This is a genomic window from Corynebacterium crudilactis, from assembly GCF_001643015.1.
Lineage (GTDB): Bacteria > Actinomycetota > Actinomycetes > Mycobacteriales > Mycobacteriaceae > Corynebacterium > Corynebacterium crudilactis.
On sequence record NZ_CP015622.1, the window covers coordinates 2,058,501 to 2,074,586 of the forward strand.

A 16,086-nucleotide genomic window follows, 5' to 3' on the forward strand; every position below is an offset into this window, starting at 1 on the left:
TCCAAATCTTCCTGTTTGCTGACCGAGTTAGCTGTCGGGTTCGGAGCGGAAGGCTCCTATTCCCACTCCTTCCCTCTTTTCAGAGGACCCTCGTGGGAAACTCACCCCAGGAACACTTGTGGTTCCCCGGCTCGCCGCACTCCCTAAAGAATTTCCCTAAGGTATGCATGCGATTAAGCGTCTATTTGTTTCTTTAATGCTGGAGGAAGATTAGCTCCCGTCCCGCAATGTCTCAATAAGGTTACGAAACCGCAACAACACTTGTCTAGCCCAGAGCCAAAAATCGAGCGTTATACAACCGTTATCGCAGATTGACTTGACCGCAACCAAAAACCTTCACTCAAGGTAGCACCAGTAAGGGGAAACCCTGATAACCCTGAATCCATGCACCGACCTGCAGGTTCAGGAATCTCCATAAAAGAAAATTAAAGATACCTCACCTCTCCAAGATCAAGAAGTGTCCACCAAATCCCATCATGTGACAATAATCACCTATATCGACTCACCCCCTGAAATTTGCAGTTATAGCAACAAAAAGAAGTGCAAAACAGGCCCTGTTAAGTGCTATCAATCTAAAAATCAAAGAGCAGAACACTCCTATATATAAGGAGAAGAACTATGTGGAAAACTGCACGGCAAAAGCCCCTTAGCGGGATATTCTTCCCTCCCCCTGCTAAACAACTCCACAGAACCATGAGAGGAAATTTCCATCCTCTATCCCTGATCTCCTCTCACAAGGCTGCGGATAAGCTTAGGAACATATCCTTTGCCCCGCAGGGAAACAAAAATACTCCCCGCTAGTGATGTGATCACTAGCGGGGAGTATTTAAGAAAAAGAGTAGAAACTAGTTCTTGTCTAGGTTCTTGTCACTCTCAATGTTTGCATCATTGAGGGCACGGAGAGTCTCTGCTTCCTCAAGGTGGTTTGCGTGCTCAATTTCCTTAGCCTTAGCCACGATGTCCTCTGGATCAGATCCAAAGAATCCACCGCGTGTTTCGACCTCAGAGTATCCAAGCTGGTTCATCTGCTTTGGAACTGGTGCGCCGGCGTATGGCAATGGAATTGGGTGTCCATGGTCATCCACAGGGCCTAGAGGCTGGTGAACTTCAATGAACGCGCCATTAGGCATCTGCTTGATGACACCGGTTTCAATACCATGTTCAAGGACCTCACGGTCAGAACGTTGGAGACCAATGCACAGGCGGTAAGTGATGAAGTAAGCAATAGCTGGTCCGAAGATCAGACCGATACGGCCGATCCAGGTCATTGCGTTCAGCGAAACATGGAACTGCATCGCGTAAACATCGTTACCACCAGAAACTGTCAGGAGGATGTAGAAGACCAGTGCCATAACACCCAAAGAGGTGCGGACTGGAACGTCACGTGGACGCTGAAGCAAGTTGTGGTGCGCATCGTCGCCAGTGAACTTACGCTCAATGAATGGGTAACCAACGAGCAGGACCACAAGGATGCCCAGCATGATAGCAACCCAGAAGACAGATGGGATGGTGTAGTTACCGAAGTAAAGTTCCCATGCAGGCATAACACGAGCAGCACCGTCTGTCCACAGCATGTAAACGTCAGGCTGGGAACCAGCGGAGACCTGTGAAGGGTTGTATGGACCCAAGTTCCAAATTGCGTTGATGGTTGTAACACCAGCAAGCAAGGTGATGAAACCGAAGACGATCAGACCGAAAGCAATAGCCTTGATTGCGAACAGTGGCATGATTCGGACACCGACAACATTGTTCTCAGCACGACCAGCGCCTGGGAACTGGGTGTGCTTCTGGTACCAAACAAGCGCAAGGTGAGCTGCAATCAGGCCAAGAATGATGCCTGGAATGATCAGTACGTGTGCGATGTAGAAACGATCCAACATCAGATCAGATGGGAAGTCTCCACCGAAAATCATCCAGTGCATCCAAGTACCGATGATTGGAAGACCAACGATAATCGCGGACATGATTCGAAGACCAACGCCGGAAAGCAGGTCATCAGGAAGGGAGTAACCCATGAAGCCTTCAGCCATGCCCAGGATCAACAGGACGACGCCGATGATCCAGTTTGCTTCACGTGGGCGACGGAACGCACCGGTGAAGAAAATACGAAGCATGTGAACCAGCATGGACACTACGAACAGCAGTGCTGCCCAGTGATGCATCTGGCGAATAAACAGACCACCGCGAACCTCAAAAGAGATATCCAATGCAGTTGCGTATGCACGAGACATTTCCACACCGTTAAGTGGGAGGTAACCGCCGTCATAAATGACCTTGGTGATTGATGGATCGAAGAACAAGGTCAGGTAGACACCAGTCAGCAGCAAGATGATAAAGCTGTAAAGAGCAATCTCACCAAGCATGAAGGACCAGTGGGTCGGGAAGACCTTGTTAATTTGGCGACGAATACCCGCCGCCATGGTGTAACGGGAATCAAGATTGTTTCCCACGTTAGCTAGACTCATGACTTACGCTCCCAGAATGCCGGGCCGAGTGGCTCAATGAAGTTGCCAGCGGCGATGAGGTATCCCTCTTCATCAACAGTGATCGGCAGCTGTGGCAGTGCACGGGCTGCCGGTCCGAAGACTGGCTTTCCATAGTGCAAAGCATCGAACTGCGACTGGTGGCACGGGCACAGAATACGGTTGGTCTGAGCCTCGTAAAGAGAGGTTGGGCAACCGATGTGCGTGCAGATCTTGGAGTAAGCGTAGTAATCACCGTAGTGGAAGGACTCCTGGCCTTCGCGCTCGATGACCTTCTCAGCGTCAGCAGTACGAAGACGGATTAGCATAACTGCGTTACGCGGACCGTGAACCGAGTGCATCTGGTGCTCGTAAACATCCTTTGCAGGATCGTACTCTGCACCATCGTTAACCATTTCCGCAGGAAGTGGAAAAACGGTTTCCATGGAAGCTGCAGCGAGATCCTCAGGACGCATGCGTACAAGGCGGGATACACCAGTGGTTACCCAGTGCTGGCCAGTTGCATCAGTGTGAGACTCAGCAATAGCTGCGGTGTCGCGGCCCAGGTAGACCTTGACGTCCTTTTCAATGAGGGTCCAACCGGAAGTCCATAGGGTGCCATCACCCTGAACATCCATTGGACCTTCTTTTGGCTTCCAAGGGTTCTTGATCATGCCACCCAGAGGAGCAACGATGGTCAAGCCGGCGAGAACTGCTCCGCCACCTGCAAGTCCCATGATCAGCTTGCGACGTCCAAGAGTGGAGGTCTGCCAAGAATCATTAAGCAATGCAATGATGGTACGACGGTCAACTTCTTCGGAAGGGCCATCGTGACGACGCTGAACTGCAATTTCCTCTGGAATAAACTTCTTGACATAGAGGACAACTGCGAATCCCAATGACAAGATACAAAGACCTGAAGTAAGACCCAGCATCGGGGTGTACAGGGTGTAAGCAAGGAGACCTTCGTCGCCGTGTGCCTTGTATTCCCATGGCCAGAAAATGTAGGTAGCCAAGAATCCAAGGCCACCAATGATACCTAGAACAAGCCAGAGAGTGACTGCACGTGCAGCACGCTTCTCTGCGGGATCGTTCTCGATAGGGAAACGCTCTTTGCGGTACGCAATAGTAACGTCATCCAGTTCCGTACCAAGGCGTGCAAGATCCTCATTGCTCATCGCATTGAGTTCTTGGGTGGTGTACTGCTTTTCGTTGTTACTCATGAACGCGATCCAATCCACATAGCGGCGGCCACGAGGACCAAGATGCCGAATACCCACATGAATAGACCCTCAGCTACTGGGCCCAAGCTACCGAGTGAGTAGCCACCTGGGGAAGGAGTTTCCTTGGTGGACTTGATGAAGGCAATGATGTCCTTCTTCTCATCTGCGGAAAGCTGACGATCGGAGAACTTAGGCATGTTCTGAGGACCGGTAAGCATTGCCTGGTAGATCTCCTGCTCGTTTGCAGGATCCAGGTTTGGTGCGTACTTACCGGAAGATAGTGCTCCACCACGACCGGTGAAGTTGTGGCAGGATGCGCAGTTCAGGCGGAACAGATCTCCGCCGCGAGCGACGTCGGCGGAGTTAATCTGTCCGTCGTAGTTTTCGCCACGGAGCTCCTCCATGGCAAGTGTTCCGTCCTCGTTGTAAACGAGTCCTGGGCCACCACCGTTAGCTGCGACATATGCAGAGATAGCAAGTGTCTGTGCTTCGGTGTAGCGAGGTGCCTTGCGCTCAGCCTGAGCTTCGTTGCGCAACATTGGCATACGTCCGGAGTGAACCTGGAAGTATACTGCGCCTTCGCCAACACCAACTAGTGAAGGACCGCGGTCCTCAACACCTTGGAGGTTGACGCCGTGGCAGGTAATGCAGGCTACATCGTAGAGGTCTTTACCCTCGGAGATGAGAGCTTGATCGTCACGCTGTGCGGTAGCGACTTGAGCATCTGGAGTAATTGCGGTCGCGAGAATTCCCGCTCCGCTTAGTCCAATGGTCAAAGCCAATGCACCAGCGACGGTGCGCCGAACCTTACGGCGATTCTTGACCTTCTTAGCAGAGGGTTTAGCCATGCTGTTTCCCTCTGGGGTCTGGGGGTTGGTTTCCATCATTTCCCTTTGAATCTCGACTGTGGAAGTGAAGGGCTTCCGGAATCTCAACAACGTTGAGAATTTCCGTGCTGCCTACTGAATGAAGTAAATAGTGATGAAGAGGCCGATCCAGACCACGTCAACGAAGTGCCAGTAATATGACACCACCATTGCTGCGGTTGCCTGTGCCGGGGTGAACTTCGACTTCTGGATTCTCATGAGAACCACAACGAAGGCGATAACACCTGCGATCACGTGCAGTGCGTGGAAACCGGTTGTAATAAAGAATGCCGATCCATAAACACTGCTTTGGATTGTTAGTCCGTGACCTACGAGAGTGATGTACTCGTAAGCCTGTCCAATCACGAAGATTGATCCGAGGATAATCGTGACTAGGAACCACTTGCGGAGGCCGTAAACGTCACCCCTTTCAGCCGCAAAAACTCCGAACTGACATGTCACTGAGGATGAGACCAGAATGACCGTAATCACCAGTGCATAAGGCACGTTTAGGTGATCGGTCTGCTCTCCCCATGATCCATTTGCCAATCCGTTCGCACGGGACACGAAGTACATCGCGAATAGTCCGGCGAAGAACATTAATTCCTGAGACAGGAACACAATGGTGCCGACACTGACCATATTCGGACGGTTCAGTGCCGCAACACGTTGTGGTGCTGCCATACCTGTATTTCCAACTGCGCTCGTCACGCTATCCAGTATGGCTGTTTGGTTAGACAAAGTCACTTCAAGCCCCCCGTTTCAATTGAAAGTTTGAACTCCGCATTTCGGGTGGCTTTTCTACATTTTTGCCGACTTCGCAACCGATAACAGCAGAGGCCTCTCTAGCCCTTTTTCAACCGATACATAATCGCAGGTTAAAGGGTTCACAGGCACTTCCAATGTCCGATAAACACCGATCACTACCCCACCAATGAACCCCAAGGAGTGATTTGGGGAGATTTCGCAGGATTTTGCCTGAGAGACACGTCACAGAGTTTTTCACCCCATTTAAACCCCTCATACAACTTTTGGTTGAACCCGAATAAAAGGCGTTTTTGCAGCTTAATGCGATACAAGATTCACCACTCCCCCACATTCCTAGTTTTTAAAACTTTTCTTCTCTTCCTGGGAACTTTTTCACTTTTCACGATTCGGCTATATTAGCCGGGGATTTATCTCCTTAAAATTTCTAAGTGAAGCCCTAAAATTAAAGATCTTGGAAAAGAAAAATCGCTCGATCCCCGTTAAAAGGGATCGAGCGATCTAAAAACTTAGTACTAGTGCTTTTCCTTTGGCACACCGTACTGAAGGTTAAGCTTTGTCACCGTGAAGATGAGCAGCAGTACGCCGACTGCAATCATCCAGTAGTGGAAGTAAACCAGGCCGAAGGCCAGGAATCCGACAGCACCAGACATGGCTGCTGGCCAGATGGAGTTAGGGCTAAAGAATCCAAGAGTTCCTGCTTTATCGGCAACCTCTGCCTCTTCCCAGTCCTCCGGAAGAACGTCTGCACGAACCTCGGTGAAATGAAGGTAGACACCGAGCATCAAGGTCAGACCAGCCGAAAGCACAAGTGCCACGGAACCAACCCACTCGACACCTGGAACGCTACCTTTATCGTCAACGTGCATCGTTGCGAAGATGTAGGTAACAGCCACTGCGACCATGAATACGGTCAAGCCGTACATCAACTTTGCTGAAGACTTCATTTTTTCGCCACTCCTTCTTAAGCGTTGCTCTGAGTGTTTTCGCCGTCGCGAGTTGCGGTGCGATCGGAAACAAATGGGCTGGTGGAAGTAGCGTAAGGAGCTTCACCAATGTGCTCAAGTGCCTGAGCGTTGGTTGCATCTGGGTTGGAATCGCGGAAGCTGATGTACTCAGCGAAAGAATCACGATCAACAACACGGAGCTCGAAGTTCATCATTGCATGGTAAGTACCGCACATTTCAGCACAGCGGCCTACGAATGCACCCTCTTCCATGATCTCTTCGATCTGGAAGACACGCTGAGACTTGTTGGCCTCTGGGTGTGCGTAAGCATCGCGCTTGAAGAGGAACTCTGGAACCCAGAATGAGTGTGCAACGTCAGCAGATGCGAGGTTGAACTCGATTGGGGTGTTAGAAGGAAGAACCAGTACTGGAATCTCATCTGTGGTTCCCAGAGTTTCAATCTGGTTGAACTCAAGGTAAGAAACATCAGACTTGGAGTTTCCGTGAATTGGATTGTCACCCGCAGGATCCTTCTTGGATGCCTCAGCGGCAGCCTGACGGTCTGCGTCAGTTCCCTGGTACGCCTGACCACCTGGAGCAAGTGCACCATCGATCTCGGAGTAACCGAACTTCCAGTTCCACTGGTAAGCGGTAACGTCCACGGTTACCTCTGGGTTCTTATCCAGAGCAGTGACCTTGTCTTGAGTCTGCACGGTGAAGAAGAACAGCACCATAACAATGAAGATCGGAACGATCGTCAGCACAAGCTCAAGTGGAACGTTGTACTGAAGCTGCTTAGGGAATTCTCCCTCGCCGCGCTTCTCAGCTTTCTTTGCATTCCAAGCAAAGATTGCGGTGAGGAAAAGTCCCCACATGATGATGCCAATGATCCAGGCAGCAACCCAGACCCAAGACCAGAAGTTACCCATGGCCACTGCCTCAGGCGTAATGCCATCAGGCCAACCCATGCGTAGGAAATCTCCAAGCACGCCGCCTGGAGGGGCGACTTCACAGCCTGCCATGGCGAGGCCACCTAAGCCCAAGACACCGCCAAGCAGGGCCTTGCGCTTTAAACCACGCTTATTTTGCTGTTCCACGTGTGTTCTGCCTTCCTGTCCACACAAAAACCAAAGACCTTACGGTCATTTCTATCTTCGCAGAATAGCCTATTTGCCAGCCGATTCCATATCTTGCGTTTGAGGGAAATATCTTCATGGGTTTCGTTTCAGAGAGCGTCAAATGTCCTCCAACTGCAACAATATGTCCGAACACTCAGGTGGAATACCTAAAGCCTAGGCTTTATATGTAGGCCACGTCACAGACCATCAACCTTTTGATTGCCCTTGAATTTCCCCCACCCTTACCCCCTACGCCCCAACAAGGTGCATGTATTGCCTTTTTAATCAGGTTTTCAGATTTCTTCAATGTTTTCACAATCAAAAATTGACGTCCTTGGATACTTTAAGCTTGACAATTCTGGCGTGCCCTTTTCACCTCAGATGGAAGTTCGCCGTATCGTTGACTGAGATTCAACAAATGCGGTGCCATATTTCTTGCGACAAGGATCTCTTCATTCACCTTGTCCCCCTAGTGGATATGTCCCAACTTATAATCAGGAGGATTTTTCTTACATGTGCGGCCTTCTTGGCATTTTGACTGCAAACGGAAACGCTGAGGCATTCGTGCCAGCCCTCGAGCGTGCTTTGCCATGCATGCGCCACCGTGGCCCTGATGATGCCGGCACCTGGCATGACACGGATGCAGCCTTTGGCTTTAACCGCTTGTCGATCATCGATATTGCGCATTCCCACCAACCCCTGCGTTGGGGACCAGCCAATGAGCCTGATCGCTATGCCATGACCTTCAACGGTGAGATCTACAACTATGTAGAACTCCGCAAAGAGCTCTCAGACCTGGGCTATACCTTTAATACTTCAGGCGATGGCGAACCTATCGTGGTTGGTTTCCATCACTGGGGAGAATCCGTAGTCGAGCACCTACGCGGTATGTTCGGCATCGCCATTTGGGACACCAAGGAAAAGTCACTATTCCTCGCTCGTGACCAATTTGGCATCAAGCCACTGTTCTATGCCACCACCGAGCATGGCACTATCTTCTCCTCAGAGAAAAAGACCATTCTAGAAATGGCAGAGGAGATGAATCTAGATCTCAGCCTTGACAAGCGCACGATTGAGCATTACGTCGACCTGCAGTACGTTCCGGAGCCAGAGACTCTCCACGCGCAGATCTCTCGACTTGAGTCAGGCTGCACCGCGACGGTTCGTCCAGGCGGAAAGCTTGAACAAAAGCGCTATTTTAAGCCTAATTTTCCTATCCAAAAAGTAGTCAAGGGACAGGAGCAAGATCTCTTCGATCGCATTGCCCAGGTGCTGGAGGATAGCGTCGAAAAGCATATGCGCGCTGATGTGACCGTGGGCTCGTTCCTTTCTGGCGGCATTGACTCCACGGCAATTGCAGCGCTTGCAAAACGCCATAACCCTAACCTGCTCACGTTCACTACAGGCTTTGAGCGTGAAGGCTACTCAGAGGTAGACGTTGCGGCGGAATCTGCTGCGGCAATTGGCGCTGAGCACATCGTCAAGATTGTTTCCCCTGAGGAATACGCCAGCGCAATTCCAAAAATCATGTGGTACCTAGATGATCCTGTAGCGGATCCTTCCCTAGTTCCCCTCTATTTTGTGGCAGCAGAAGCACGCAAGCATGTCAAGGTCGTGCTCTCTGGAGAGGGCGCAGATGAGCTTTTCGGTGGCTACACCATTTACAAGGAACCTCTGTCCCTTGCTCCTTTCGAAAAGATCCCTTCCCCTCTACGTAAGGGCCTGGGCCAGCTCAGTAAGGTGCTCCCTGACGGTATGAAGGGTAAATCCCTACTCGAGCGCGGTTCCATGACTATGGAAGAGCGTTACTACGGCAATGCTCGATCCTTCAACTTTGAGCAGCTCCAGCGTGTTATCCCTTGGGCAAAGCCTGAGTGGGACCACCGCGAAGTCACCGCACCGATCTATGCCCAGTCCCAGAACTTTGATCCAGTGGCTCGCATGCAGCACCTTGATCTATTCACTTGGATGCGTGGCGATATTTTGGTCAAGGCGGACAAAATCAACATGGCCAACTCTCTTGAGCTTCGTGTTCCATTCTTGGACAAGGAAGTCTTCAAGGTAGCTGAAACCATTCCTCACGATCTCAAAATCGCCAATGGCACCACCAAGTACGCATTGCGCCGGGCGCTCGAGCAGATCGTTCCACCACATGTGTTGCACCGCAAGAAGCTGGGCTTCCCAGTGCCGATGCGCCACTGGCTTGCCGGCGATGAACTATTCGGATGGGCACAGGACACCATCAAGGAGTCCGGCACCGAAGAGATCTTCAACAAGCAGGCTGTTCTCGACATGCTGAATGAACACCGTGCTGGAGTTTCCGATCACTCCCGCCGTCTTTGGACTGTTCTTTCCTTCATGGTGTGGCACGGAATCTTTGTGGAAAACCGTATTGATCCACAAATCGAAGACCGCTCCTACCCAGTAGAGCTCTAAACTCAGTCAATTTGTGGCAGCTAAGCCCCTCGCCTTCCATCCATCTGGATATGAGGCGAGGGGCTGTTGTGTTTTAAAGGGCGGGGCGGATTCTTTAAGTTCGAGATCTCGGTTTCAATTCCTTGCCCTCAATTTCGCGTCCTCGAGCCCACTTCAGTTTTAAGAGAAAAGGGACTGATCTCGAGTATGCGAAATTGTCAGTGGGCGATATCAAGTGGTGGTTGCGACACCCTCATTGCTTAAGGAGTGTCCACCATGTCCAGTAGAAAACAATCCACCATCCTCAGGAATACAAAAACTCGCCCTTGGATATACGAACTATCCAAGGACGAGCTTTAAGCGCACGAAAGCTTAGTTGAAGGAGTCACCACAAGCACAGGAGCTGCCTGCGTTTGGGTTATCGATGGTGAATCCCTGCTGCTCAATGGTGTCTGCGAAATCGATGTGTGCACCAAGGAGGTATGGGGTGCTCATCTTGTCTACAACAAGGCGAACTCCACCGATGGTGTCTTCTTTATCACCATCTAGGGTGCGGTCATCGAAGTAGAGCTGGTAACGCAGGCCGGAGCAGCCGCCAGGCTGTACAGCGATGCGTAGGGCAAGGTCATCGCGACCTTCCTGATCAATGAGCGCCTTAGCCTTGGATGCTGCGGACTCGGTCAAGATAACGCCGGTGTTGGTTGATGGAGCGGTCATCGCTTTAGTCTCCTTAACTGTGGGCCTTCATGTTCAAAACAGCTATGAAGGCCTAGACATCTTAAACATCGTTTGTGGCTTATAACTGTACTCTCCCTTTTAAACGATGCCTTGCTAGCAGTGCAGCAACATCATCTAACCAGTGAAGTACATTCGTTCTTTCCCAGCCTACCTACTGCAAAACAGCGCGTAAACCACGGAAAACCCGTATGAAATTTTGAGGTTATCAACTTGGTGCAAAAGAAATCTATGCAAATCGCTTAAAAAACAAAGCTGATAAGACCCTTCTGACTCCCTTCAACGAAGTGGAGGGCACCCCTATTCCCGATTTGGAAGGTTTTCCTTGTAGCCTGTTGAGTGTGAAACTTCCTTGGGATAAAAATAAGAACTCTGAAAGTGCTGAGGCTGCAGGCCAAGGCGTCAGCTCAGCCACCGAATCAATCGCTGCAGAACCTGCACAACAGGACCTGCCAAAGGGGTATACTGCTCCAAAGGGACGTCCCACCCCAAAGCGTCGTGAGGTTGAGCTGGAGCGTGGAATCGTTGGAGGCCAGTCGCTTGCGCCTTCCGATACTTACGCGCAGCAGCGTCAGAAGCGTAAAGAATTTAAGGCTTCTATGACTAAGGAAGAGTTCAAGGCGTATAAGCAAAAAGAGCGTGATGCTCGTCTTAAACGTCAGCGTGATACTCAAGCTGCAATGGATCGTGGTGAAGAAGCTTATTTGATGGATCGCGATAAGGGCGAGGTTCGTCGTTTTGCTCGCGATTGGGTCGATTCTCGTCGTTTCCTTTCCAACTTCGTCATGCCTGTGGCTATTGCACTGTTGGTCGTCATGTTGATCGGTAACTTCAATCCTGAATTCGCAGCTACTGCTTCCATGGTGGCTATGGTCTTGATGTTGGGCTTCCTGATCGAGGGCATCACTACTGGTCGTCGTGTCAATAAGGCTGCTCGTGCGCAGTTCCCTGACTCTACTGAGACTGGTTTTGGTCTTGGTTACTACGCCTACTCACGTTCTGTGCAGCCTCGCAAATGGCGCACCCCTCGTGCACGCGTTGAAATCGGTGCCGAAGTTTAGCGCATGCGCACTTTAGTTCTTGGCGGGGCTAGATCAGGCAAGTCTGTTTTTGCAGAATCACTTGTTGGATCTGGCCCCGTTTTGTATGTGGCTACGGCTAGATCTTTTGGCGATGATAAAGAGTTTTCGCAGCGCATCGCGATACATGCACAGCGCCGTCCTGCCTCTTGGTTGGTCAACGATGAGGAAGACGTCGAAAAGCTTCTTACCAGCCCGCCTGCAATGCCGGTGCTTGTCGATGACCTCGGCACCTGGCTCACCCATGCGACGGACCAATGCGGCGCGCAAGCATGGGAGGCACCTTCAGCGCCGCTTGATGCCAAAATCGAAGCGCTTATCGACGCCATCCGGCACTTTCCTGGCGATGATCTAGTAATCGTTTCTCCCGAAGTTGGTATGGGAATTATTCCGGAATTTAAGTCCGGCAGGATTTTTCGCGATCGAATTGGCACACTTAATCAGCAGATCGCAGAGATTTGCGAGAGGGTTGTCTTCGTAGTGGCTGGTCTGCCGCTAGAGTTAAAAACGTTCTAAATGACAGTCGGTTGAAGGAGTTATTAATGGTTCCAGCAGAGCTTTTTGCGCGTGTGGAATTTCCTGATCATAAGATCCTAGCCAAGGCGAAGGAATTCCAAGGCTCCTTGACCAAGCCTCCTGGATCTTTAGGGAAATTAGAAGAGCTTGGCTGCTTCATTTCTGCCTGCCAAGGACAAGTTCCCCCACGGCCTCTCAATAACTCAAAAATCGTGGTTTTTGCTGGTGATCACGGTGTGGCTGCCAAAGGGGTATCCGCATACCCATCTTCCGTGAGCCTTCAAATGGCCGAGAATATTACCGCTGGTGGCGCTGCTATCAACGTAATGGCCCGCGCTGCTGGTGCATCTGTTCGCTTGGTTGATGTCTCCTTAGATCATGAAGCATGGGGCGATGAACGCGTTGCTCGCTCTTGTGGCTCCATCGACGTTGAAGATGCCATGACGCAAGAACAAGTGGAACGTGCATTAGAGATCGGTAAGCGCATTGCTGATCAAGAAGTTGATGCTGGTGCCGATATCCTTATCCCAGGCGATTTAGGCATTGGCAATACCACACCTGCTGCCACTTTGATCGGCATGTTTACCTTGGCTGAACCAGTAGTAGTTATCGGGCGCGGCACCGGCATTGATGACGAAGGCTGGAAGCTCAAGGTCTCCGCGATTCGTGATGCCATGTTCCGTGCACGCGACTTCCGCCAAGATCCCATCGCCATCGCTCGCATGATCTCCTCACCAGATCTCGCAGCCATGGCAGGTTTCATTGCACAGGCTTCGGTGCGCAGAACTCCAGTGCTTCTCGACGGCGTCGTAGTCACCTCTGCAGCCTTGCTTGCAAACAAACTCGCACCTGGTGCCCGCCGCTGGTTTATTGCCGGTCACCGCTCTACAGAACCTGCGCACTCCATCGCTTTAGATGCACTCGCACTGACCCCAATTTTAGAGTTCAACATGGCTCTTGGCGAAGGCTCCGGCGGTGCTGCTGCCCTACCATTAGTCAAAATTGCAGTGGATTTGATGACTGATATGTCCACCATGGATGACGCAGGCGTTGATGGCCCTGTTGAATCAGAGCACAGCGTAGAAACCTCCTAGTTCAGCACCACCTTATGTCTGGCAAAGCTGGTTTTTCCCCTTCGCATTCAGATGACCGCCATGGCTTCGCCCCAGTCGAAGGCATCTGCACAGCGCTCAATTGGATGAGTATCCTACCCATCCCCGGTGCCACCGTATTTGATCGATTAACTGGTGCCCGAGTGATGGCTGCACTACCAATTGTGGGGCTTGTCTTTGGCATGTGCACTGCCCTGTTATTAGCGGCCATTGGCCCTATTTCAGGCGCGCTTTCCGCTGATGCACTACTGGTTGCGGTACTCATCGTTGCTATGTGGGAATTGCTCAATAGGTTTATGCACCTTGATGGCTTGGCGGACGTTGCCGACGCCTTAGGTTCTTATGCAGCGCCTCCACGAGCACGAGAAATTCTTGCAGATCCACACACTGGGCTTTTTGGATTCTCCGCAGCCATATTTTCAATTCTTATCCAAGTCACCGCAGTAGCGTCACTTATTAATTCCCCTGCCTGGTGGACCGTCTGCTTTATCCCCCTGATTGCGCGCCTGACAGGTCAAGTTACTGCGCTGCAACACCACAGCCCCTTCTCTCCCACCGGTTTTGGAGCTTTAGTAATCGGCACCGTGAAATGGTGGTGGGTTGTCCTGTGGTGGTTGGGTATTTCTGCACTTGCCTTTGTATTTTCTAGTTTAGGAAACTCCCTGTGGCTTGGACTCGGTATATCCATCACTGCGATTGTTTCCTGCTGTTGTGCAGAACTGTTCACCCGCCACTTATCCAAACGTTTTGGTGGGGTAAACGGTGACTGCATCGGAGCGTGCATCCACCTCGGAGCTGCTATCGCGGCAGTGGTTCTTGCTGTACTAGCCGAGATATAGCACTTTTCCTTTAGAGATATGCGGACTCTAGAGCCAATTTAAGAGGCCAGAATATCCAAATGAATGTTCCTATGGCCCCGGGCATTTTAGGCCCTTAAAAGCGAATCTGAAAGGCTACTTTTCCACTGGCTCAGGTGAGATTTTTCGCGCAACCAAACGACAGTGCCCACGGAGCTCCTTTTTATACTCCGTGGGCAGTGTGGTTTGGTTATCCGAGTTAGAAACCGGTCACAGCTGCCCAAATTTCAGATTTTATGGGCTCATGGGCACTGTGGTTTGGTTACCCGGACTCTGCGGAACCGCACAGGGGTATTGGCTAATAAAAATGCAGTACACCCCACTAAAAGCCACACCTCACGGAATTTAGATCAGATTTCAGGGGTAGGTTTTTCCACCCCTAAACTGCCATTTAAGACCATTTTCTGACTAGACACTTGTCTAGAGGTGTGGTGTGGGCCATACTTTGCTGAATTAAGTGTCGACAATCTCACGAATTTCAGCGAGGAAACATGGTTCAAACAACAACCCCCACCACCTCCCGGCGCGCTATAAACACACCACCTGGAGAGCAGATCCCTTGGCGTAAAGCCGGTCTGCGTATGGCAGTAATTTTCTCTGTTTTACAAATGCTCAATGAGGTCGGAACCCTCATGGCAATCCCACTCTACGGCTCCATGGCAGCTTCCTTAGAGCTCACTCCTGGACAGACTGCTTGGGCTCTTATGAGCACTACACTCATGGGTGCAGCAACCATTACGATCCTCGCGAAAGCCGGAGACGTCTTCGGCCACCGTCGATTGATGTTCCTCAGCTTGGTGGGCATCACCCTTGGCTACATCATCTCTGCACTAGCTCCAAGCTTCCTGGTTCTTATCATCGGCCGTGCACTGGTTGGCATTATGGCTGGCCAGGCACTCTGCGTGGGCATTATGAATGATCGCCTCACTCCGGAAAATCGTCGTAAAACTGTCGCTGTCATTGCTGGCGGTCAGGCAATCGGTGTCTTCCTTGGCTTCGCTTTCGGTGGTGCGCTCTTGGCCATGGGTGGTGACTGGCGCGACGCCTTCTGGATCGGTGCCCTCTTGACCATCATCAGTGCCATTGGCTTCTACTTCTATGGCTTAGATTCTGACGCTTTACACCGCCGCACTGAATCTCAGCTCAAGGGCGTTACCGAGCGTCTCGATATTGCAGGCGTCTCCCTCATGGGCGTGGGCCTACTATTGCTCTGCATTGGCATCTCACAGTCCACAGTCTGGGGAATCTTCTCACCTTTAACTGTCGGCACTGTTGGCGCAGGCTTTGTACTTCTCGCACTCTCCCTAGTGTGGGAATCTCGTACCAAGAATCCACTTCTGCCTGTCCGTGATATTTTCTCCCGCCGATTGGGGCCGGCTTATGCCATCTTCATTTCCATGGGCATCGGTGGTTCCATGTTGTTCAACCTCACCATGACGCTGCTGCAGATTCCCGCCGCACCAGTGGCATTCGGTTTCGGTATGACTGCCCTGGCAGCATCCTTTGTCTTCCTGCCAATGACCTTTGCCGGCATTGTTGCCACACAGCTAGCACCAAAGATGCTGGGCCGCACCCCACGTGGAACCATCATCATTGCAGGTCTGGGAATGTTCACTGCTTTCATGTGGCTGGCGCTTGCACACACCAATGTCTGGTCCATGACGCTAGCAATCTTCCTGTTCGGTACCTCTTATACAACTTTGCTTACTGCATCGGTGTCGGTGATCGCCATTGAAGCAGCACACGGCAAGGGTGCTGGAACCGCTTCCGTTTATGTAGCCATCGCACTTTCAATGACTTCTATTGGAACTGCCATTTATTCAGCAATTATGTCTGGGTTCTCTACCCCTGAAGGTATGCCAACCCCTGATGCTTTTACTGCGGGTTACTTCATTGCCGGCAGTGCGGCCTTAGTTGCTGTGCTGTGTGGTGTGCTGATCAAGCACCGCAAGCCAATCACTGAAATCGTTTCTCACTAAGAAACACTCAGT

At 51.2% G+C, this 16,086-nt stretch carries 13 protein-coding genes and 1 riboswitch; of the genes, 6 read left to right on the forward strand and 7 right to left on the reverse strand.

The window, feature by feature from the left end:
- Positions 1-2 precede the first annotated feature (2 nt).
- A riboswitch (cyclic di-AMP (ydaO/yuaA leader) is annotated at positions 3-190 on the reverse strand.
- A 655-nt stretch (positions 191-845) separates the two neighbouring features.
- The 6 genes from qcrB to ctaC form a co-directional block, all read right to left on the reverse strand.
- Complete coding sequence (qcrB, locus tag ccrud_RS09610) at positions 846-2,465, reverse strand: cytochrome bc1 complex cytochrome b subunit (protein WP_066566780.1); 1,620 nt, start codon at positions 2,463-2,465, stop codon at positions 846-848.
- Positions 2,462-3,685 (reverse strand): cytochrome bc1 complex Rieske iron-sulfur subunit, encoded by a 1,224-nt coding sequence (qcrA, locus tag ccrud_RS09615; RefSeq protein WP_066566787.1) that lies wholly within the window; start codon positions 3,683-3,685, stop codon positions 2,462-2,464. The genes qcrB and qcrA overlap by 4 nt, the downstream gene beginning before the upstream one ends.
- A complete protein-coding gene (gene qcrC, locus ccrud_RS09620; RefSeq protein WP_211271300.1) occupies positions 3,682-4,572 on the reverse strand; it encodes a cytochrome bc1 complex diheme cytochrome c subunit in 891 nt (296 codons plus the stop codon). Before qcrC ends, qcrA begins: the two co-directional genes overlap by 4 nt.
- Positions 4,573-4,644: 72 nt before the next feature.
- Positions 4,645-5,262 carry an aa3-type cytochrome oxidase subunit III gene (gene ctaE / locus ccrud_RS09625; RefSeq protein ID WP_074025498.1) on the reverse strand — a complete coding sequence of 206 codons (618 nt, stop codon included), beginning with the start codon at positions 5,260-5,262 and terminating at the stop codon, positions 4,645-4,647.
- Between the two features lie 569 nt (positions 5,263-5,831).
- Entirely contained in the window at positions 5,832-6,263 is a 432-nt protein-coding gene (gene ctaF / locus ccrud_RS09630; RefSeq protein WP_066566795.1) for an aa3-type cytochrome oxidase subunit IV, read from the reverse strand.
- 17 nt (positions 6,264-6,280) lie between these two features.
- Complete coding sequence (gene ctaC, locus ccrud_RS09635) at positions 6,281-7,360, reverse strand: aa3-type cytochrome oxidase subunit II (RefSeq protein ID WP_066566797.1); 1,080 nt, start codon at positions 7,358-7,360, stop codon at positions 6,281-6,283.
- A gap of 534 nt (positions 7,361-7,894) precedes the next feature.
- Here ctaC and asnB point away from each other — a divergent pair.
- Complete coding sequence (gene asnB / locus ccrud_RS09640; RefSeq protein WP_066566800.1) at positions 7,895-9,817, forward strand: asparagine synthase (glutamine-hydrolyzing); 1,923 nt, start codon at positions 7,895-7,897, stop codon at positions 9,815-9,817.
- Between the two features lie 351 nt (positions 9,818-10,168).
- On the opposite strand, the gene ccrud_RS09645 is transcribed toward asnB, so the two are convergent.
- Positions 10,169-10,513 carry a HesB/IscA family protein gene (locus tag ccrud_RS09645; RefSeq protein WP_066566803.1) on the reverse strand — a complete coding sequence of 115 codons (345 nt, stop codon included), beginning with the start codon at positions 10,511-10,513 and terminating at the stop codon, positions 10,169-10,171.
- A 359-nt stretch (positions 10,514-10,872) separates the two neighbouring features.
- Between ccrud_RS09645 and ccrud_RS09650 the strand changes: the two genes are divergently transcribed.
- The 5 genes from ccrud_RS09650 to ccrud_RS15585 all read left to right on the forward strand — a co-directional run bounded on the left by ccrud_RS09650 (position 10,873) and on the right by ccrud_RS15585 (position 16,074).
- Positions 10,873-11,592, forward strand: a complete 720-nt coding sequence (locus ccrud_RS09650; RefSeq protein ID WP_211271301.1) for a DUF3043 domain-containing protein — start codon at positions 10,873-10,875, stop codon at positions 11,590-11,592.
- 3 nt (positions 11,593-11,595) lie between these two features.
- Positions 11,596-12,126 (forward strand): bifunctional adenosylcobinamide kinase/adenosylcobinamide-phosphate guanylyltransferase, encoded by a 531-nt coding sequence (locus ccrud_RS09655; RefSeq protein WP_066566808.1) that lies wholly within the window; start codon positions 11,596-11,598, stop codon positions 12,124-12,126.
- 26 nt (positions 12,127-12,152) lie between these two features.
- Positions 12,153-13,220 carry a nicotinate-nucleotide--dimethylbenzimidazole phosphoribosyltransferase gene (gene cobT / locus ccrud_RS09660; protein WP_066566809.1) on the forward strand — a complete coding sequence of 356 codons (1,068 nt, stop codon included), beginning with the start codon at positions 12,153-12,155 and terminating at the stop codon, positions 13,218-13,220.
- Between the two features lie 14 nt (positions 13,221-13,234).
- Positions 13,235-14,077 (forward strand): adenosylcobinamide-GDP ribazoletransferase, encoded by an 843-nt coding sequence (locus ccrud_RS09665; RefSeq protein ID WP_066566811.1) that lies wholly within the window; start codon positions 13,235-13,237, stop codon positions 14,075-14,077.
- A 509-nt stretch (positions 14,078-14,586) separates the two neighbouring features.
- Positions 14,587-16,074: an MFS transporter gene (locus tag ccrud_RS15585; protein ID WP_245670235.1), complete on the forward strand. Its 1,488-nt coding sequence runs from the start codon at positions 14,587-14,589 to the stop codon at positions 16,072-16,074.
- Positions 16,075-16,086: the final 12 nt, after the last annotated feature.

Excerpts from the sequence above, each read along its gene's own strand:
- qcrC (WP_211271300.1), bottom strand. The coding sequence starts at position 4,572 with ATGATGGAAACCAACCCCCAGACCCCAGAGGGAAACAGCATGGCTAAA.
- ccrud_RS09665 (WP_066566811.1), top strand. The coding sequence starts at position 13,235 with ATGTCTGGCAAAGCTGGTTTTTCCCCTTCGCATTCAGATGACCGCCAT.
- ccrud_RS15585 (WP_245670235.1), top strand. The coding sequence starts at position 14,587 with ATGGTTCAAACAACAACCCCCACCACCTCCCGGCGCGCTATAAACACA.
- asnB (WP_066566800.1), top strand. The coding sequence starts at position 7,895 with ATGTGCGGCCTTCTTGGCATTTTGACTGCAAACGGAAACGCTGAGGCA.
- ccrud_RS09655 (WP_066566808.1), top strand. The coding sequence starts at position 11,596 with ATGCGCACTTTAGTTCTTGGCGGGGCTAGATCAGGCAAGTCTGTTTTT.
- cobT (WP_066566809.1), top strand. The coding sequence starts at position 12,153 with ATGGTTCCAGCAGAGCTTTTTGCGCGTGTGGAATTTCCTGATCATAAG.
- qcrB (WP_066566780.1), bottom strand. The coding sequence starts at position 2,465 with ATGAGTCTAGCTAACGTGGGAAACAATCTTGATTCCCGTTACACCATG.
- ctaF (WP_066566795.1), bottom strand. The coding sequence starts at position 6,263 with ATGAAGTCTTCAGCAAAGTTGATGTACGGCTTGACCGTATTCATGGTC.
- ccrud_RS09645 (WP_066566803.1), bottom strand. The coding sequence starts at position 10,513 with ATGACCGCTCCATCAACCAACACCGGCGTTATCTTGACCGAGTCCGCA.
- qcrA (WP_066566787.1), bottom strand. The coding sequence starts at position 3,685 with ATGAGTAACAACGAAAAGCAGTACACCACCCAAGAACTCAATGCGATG.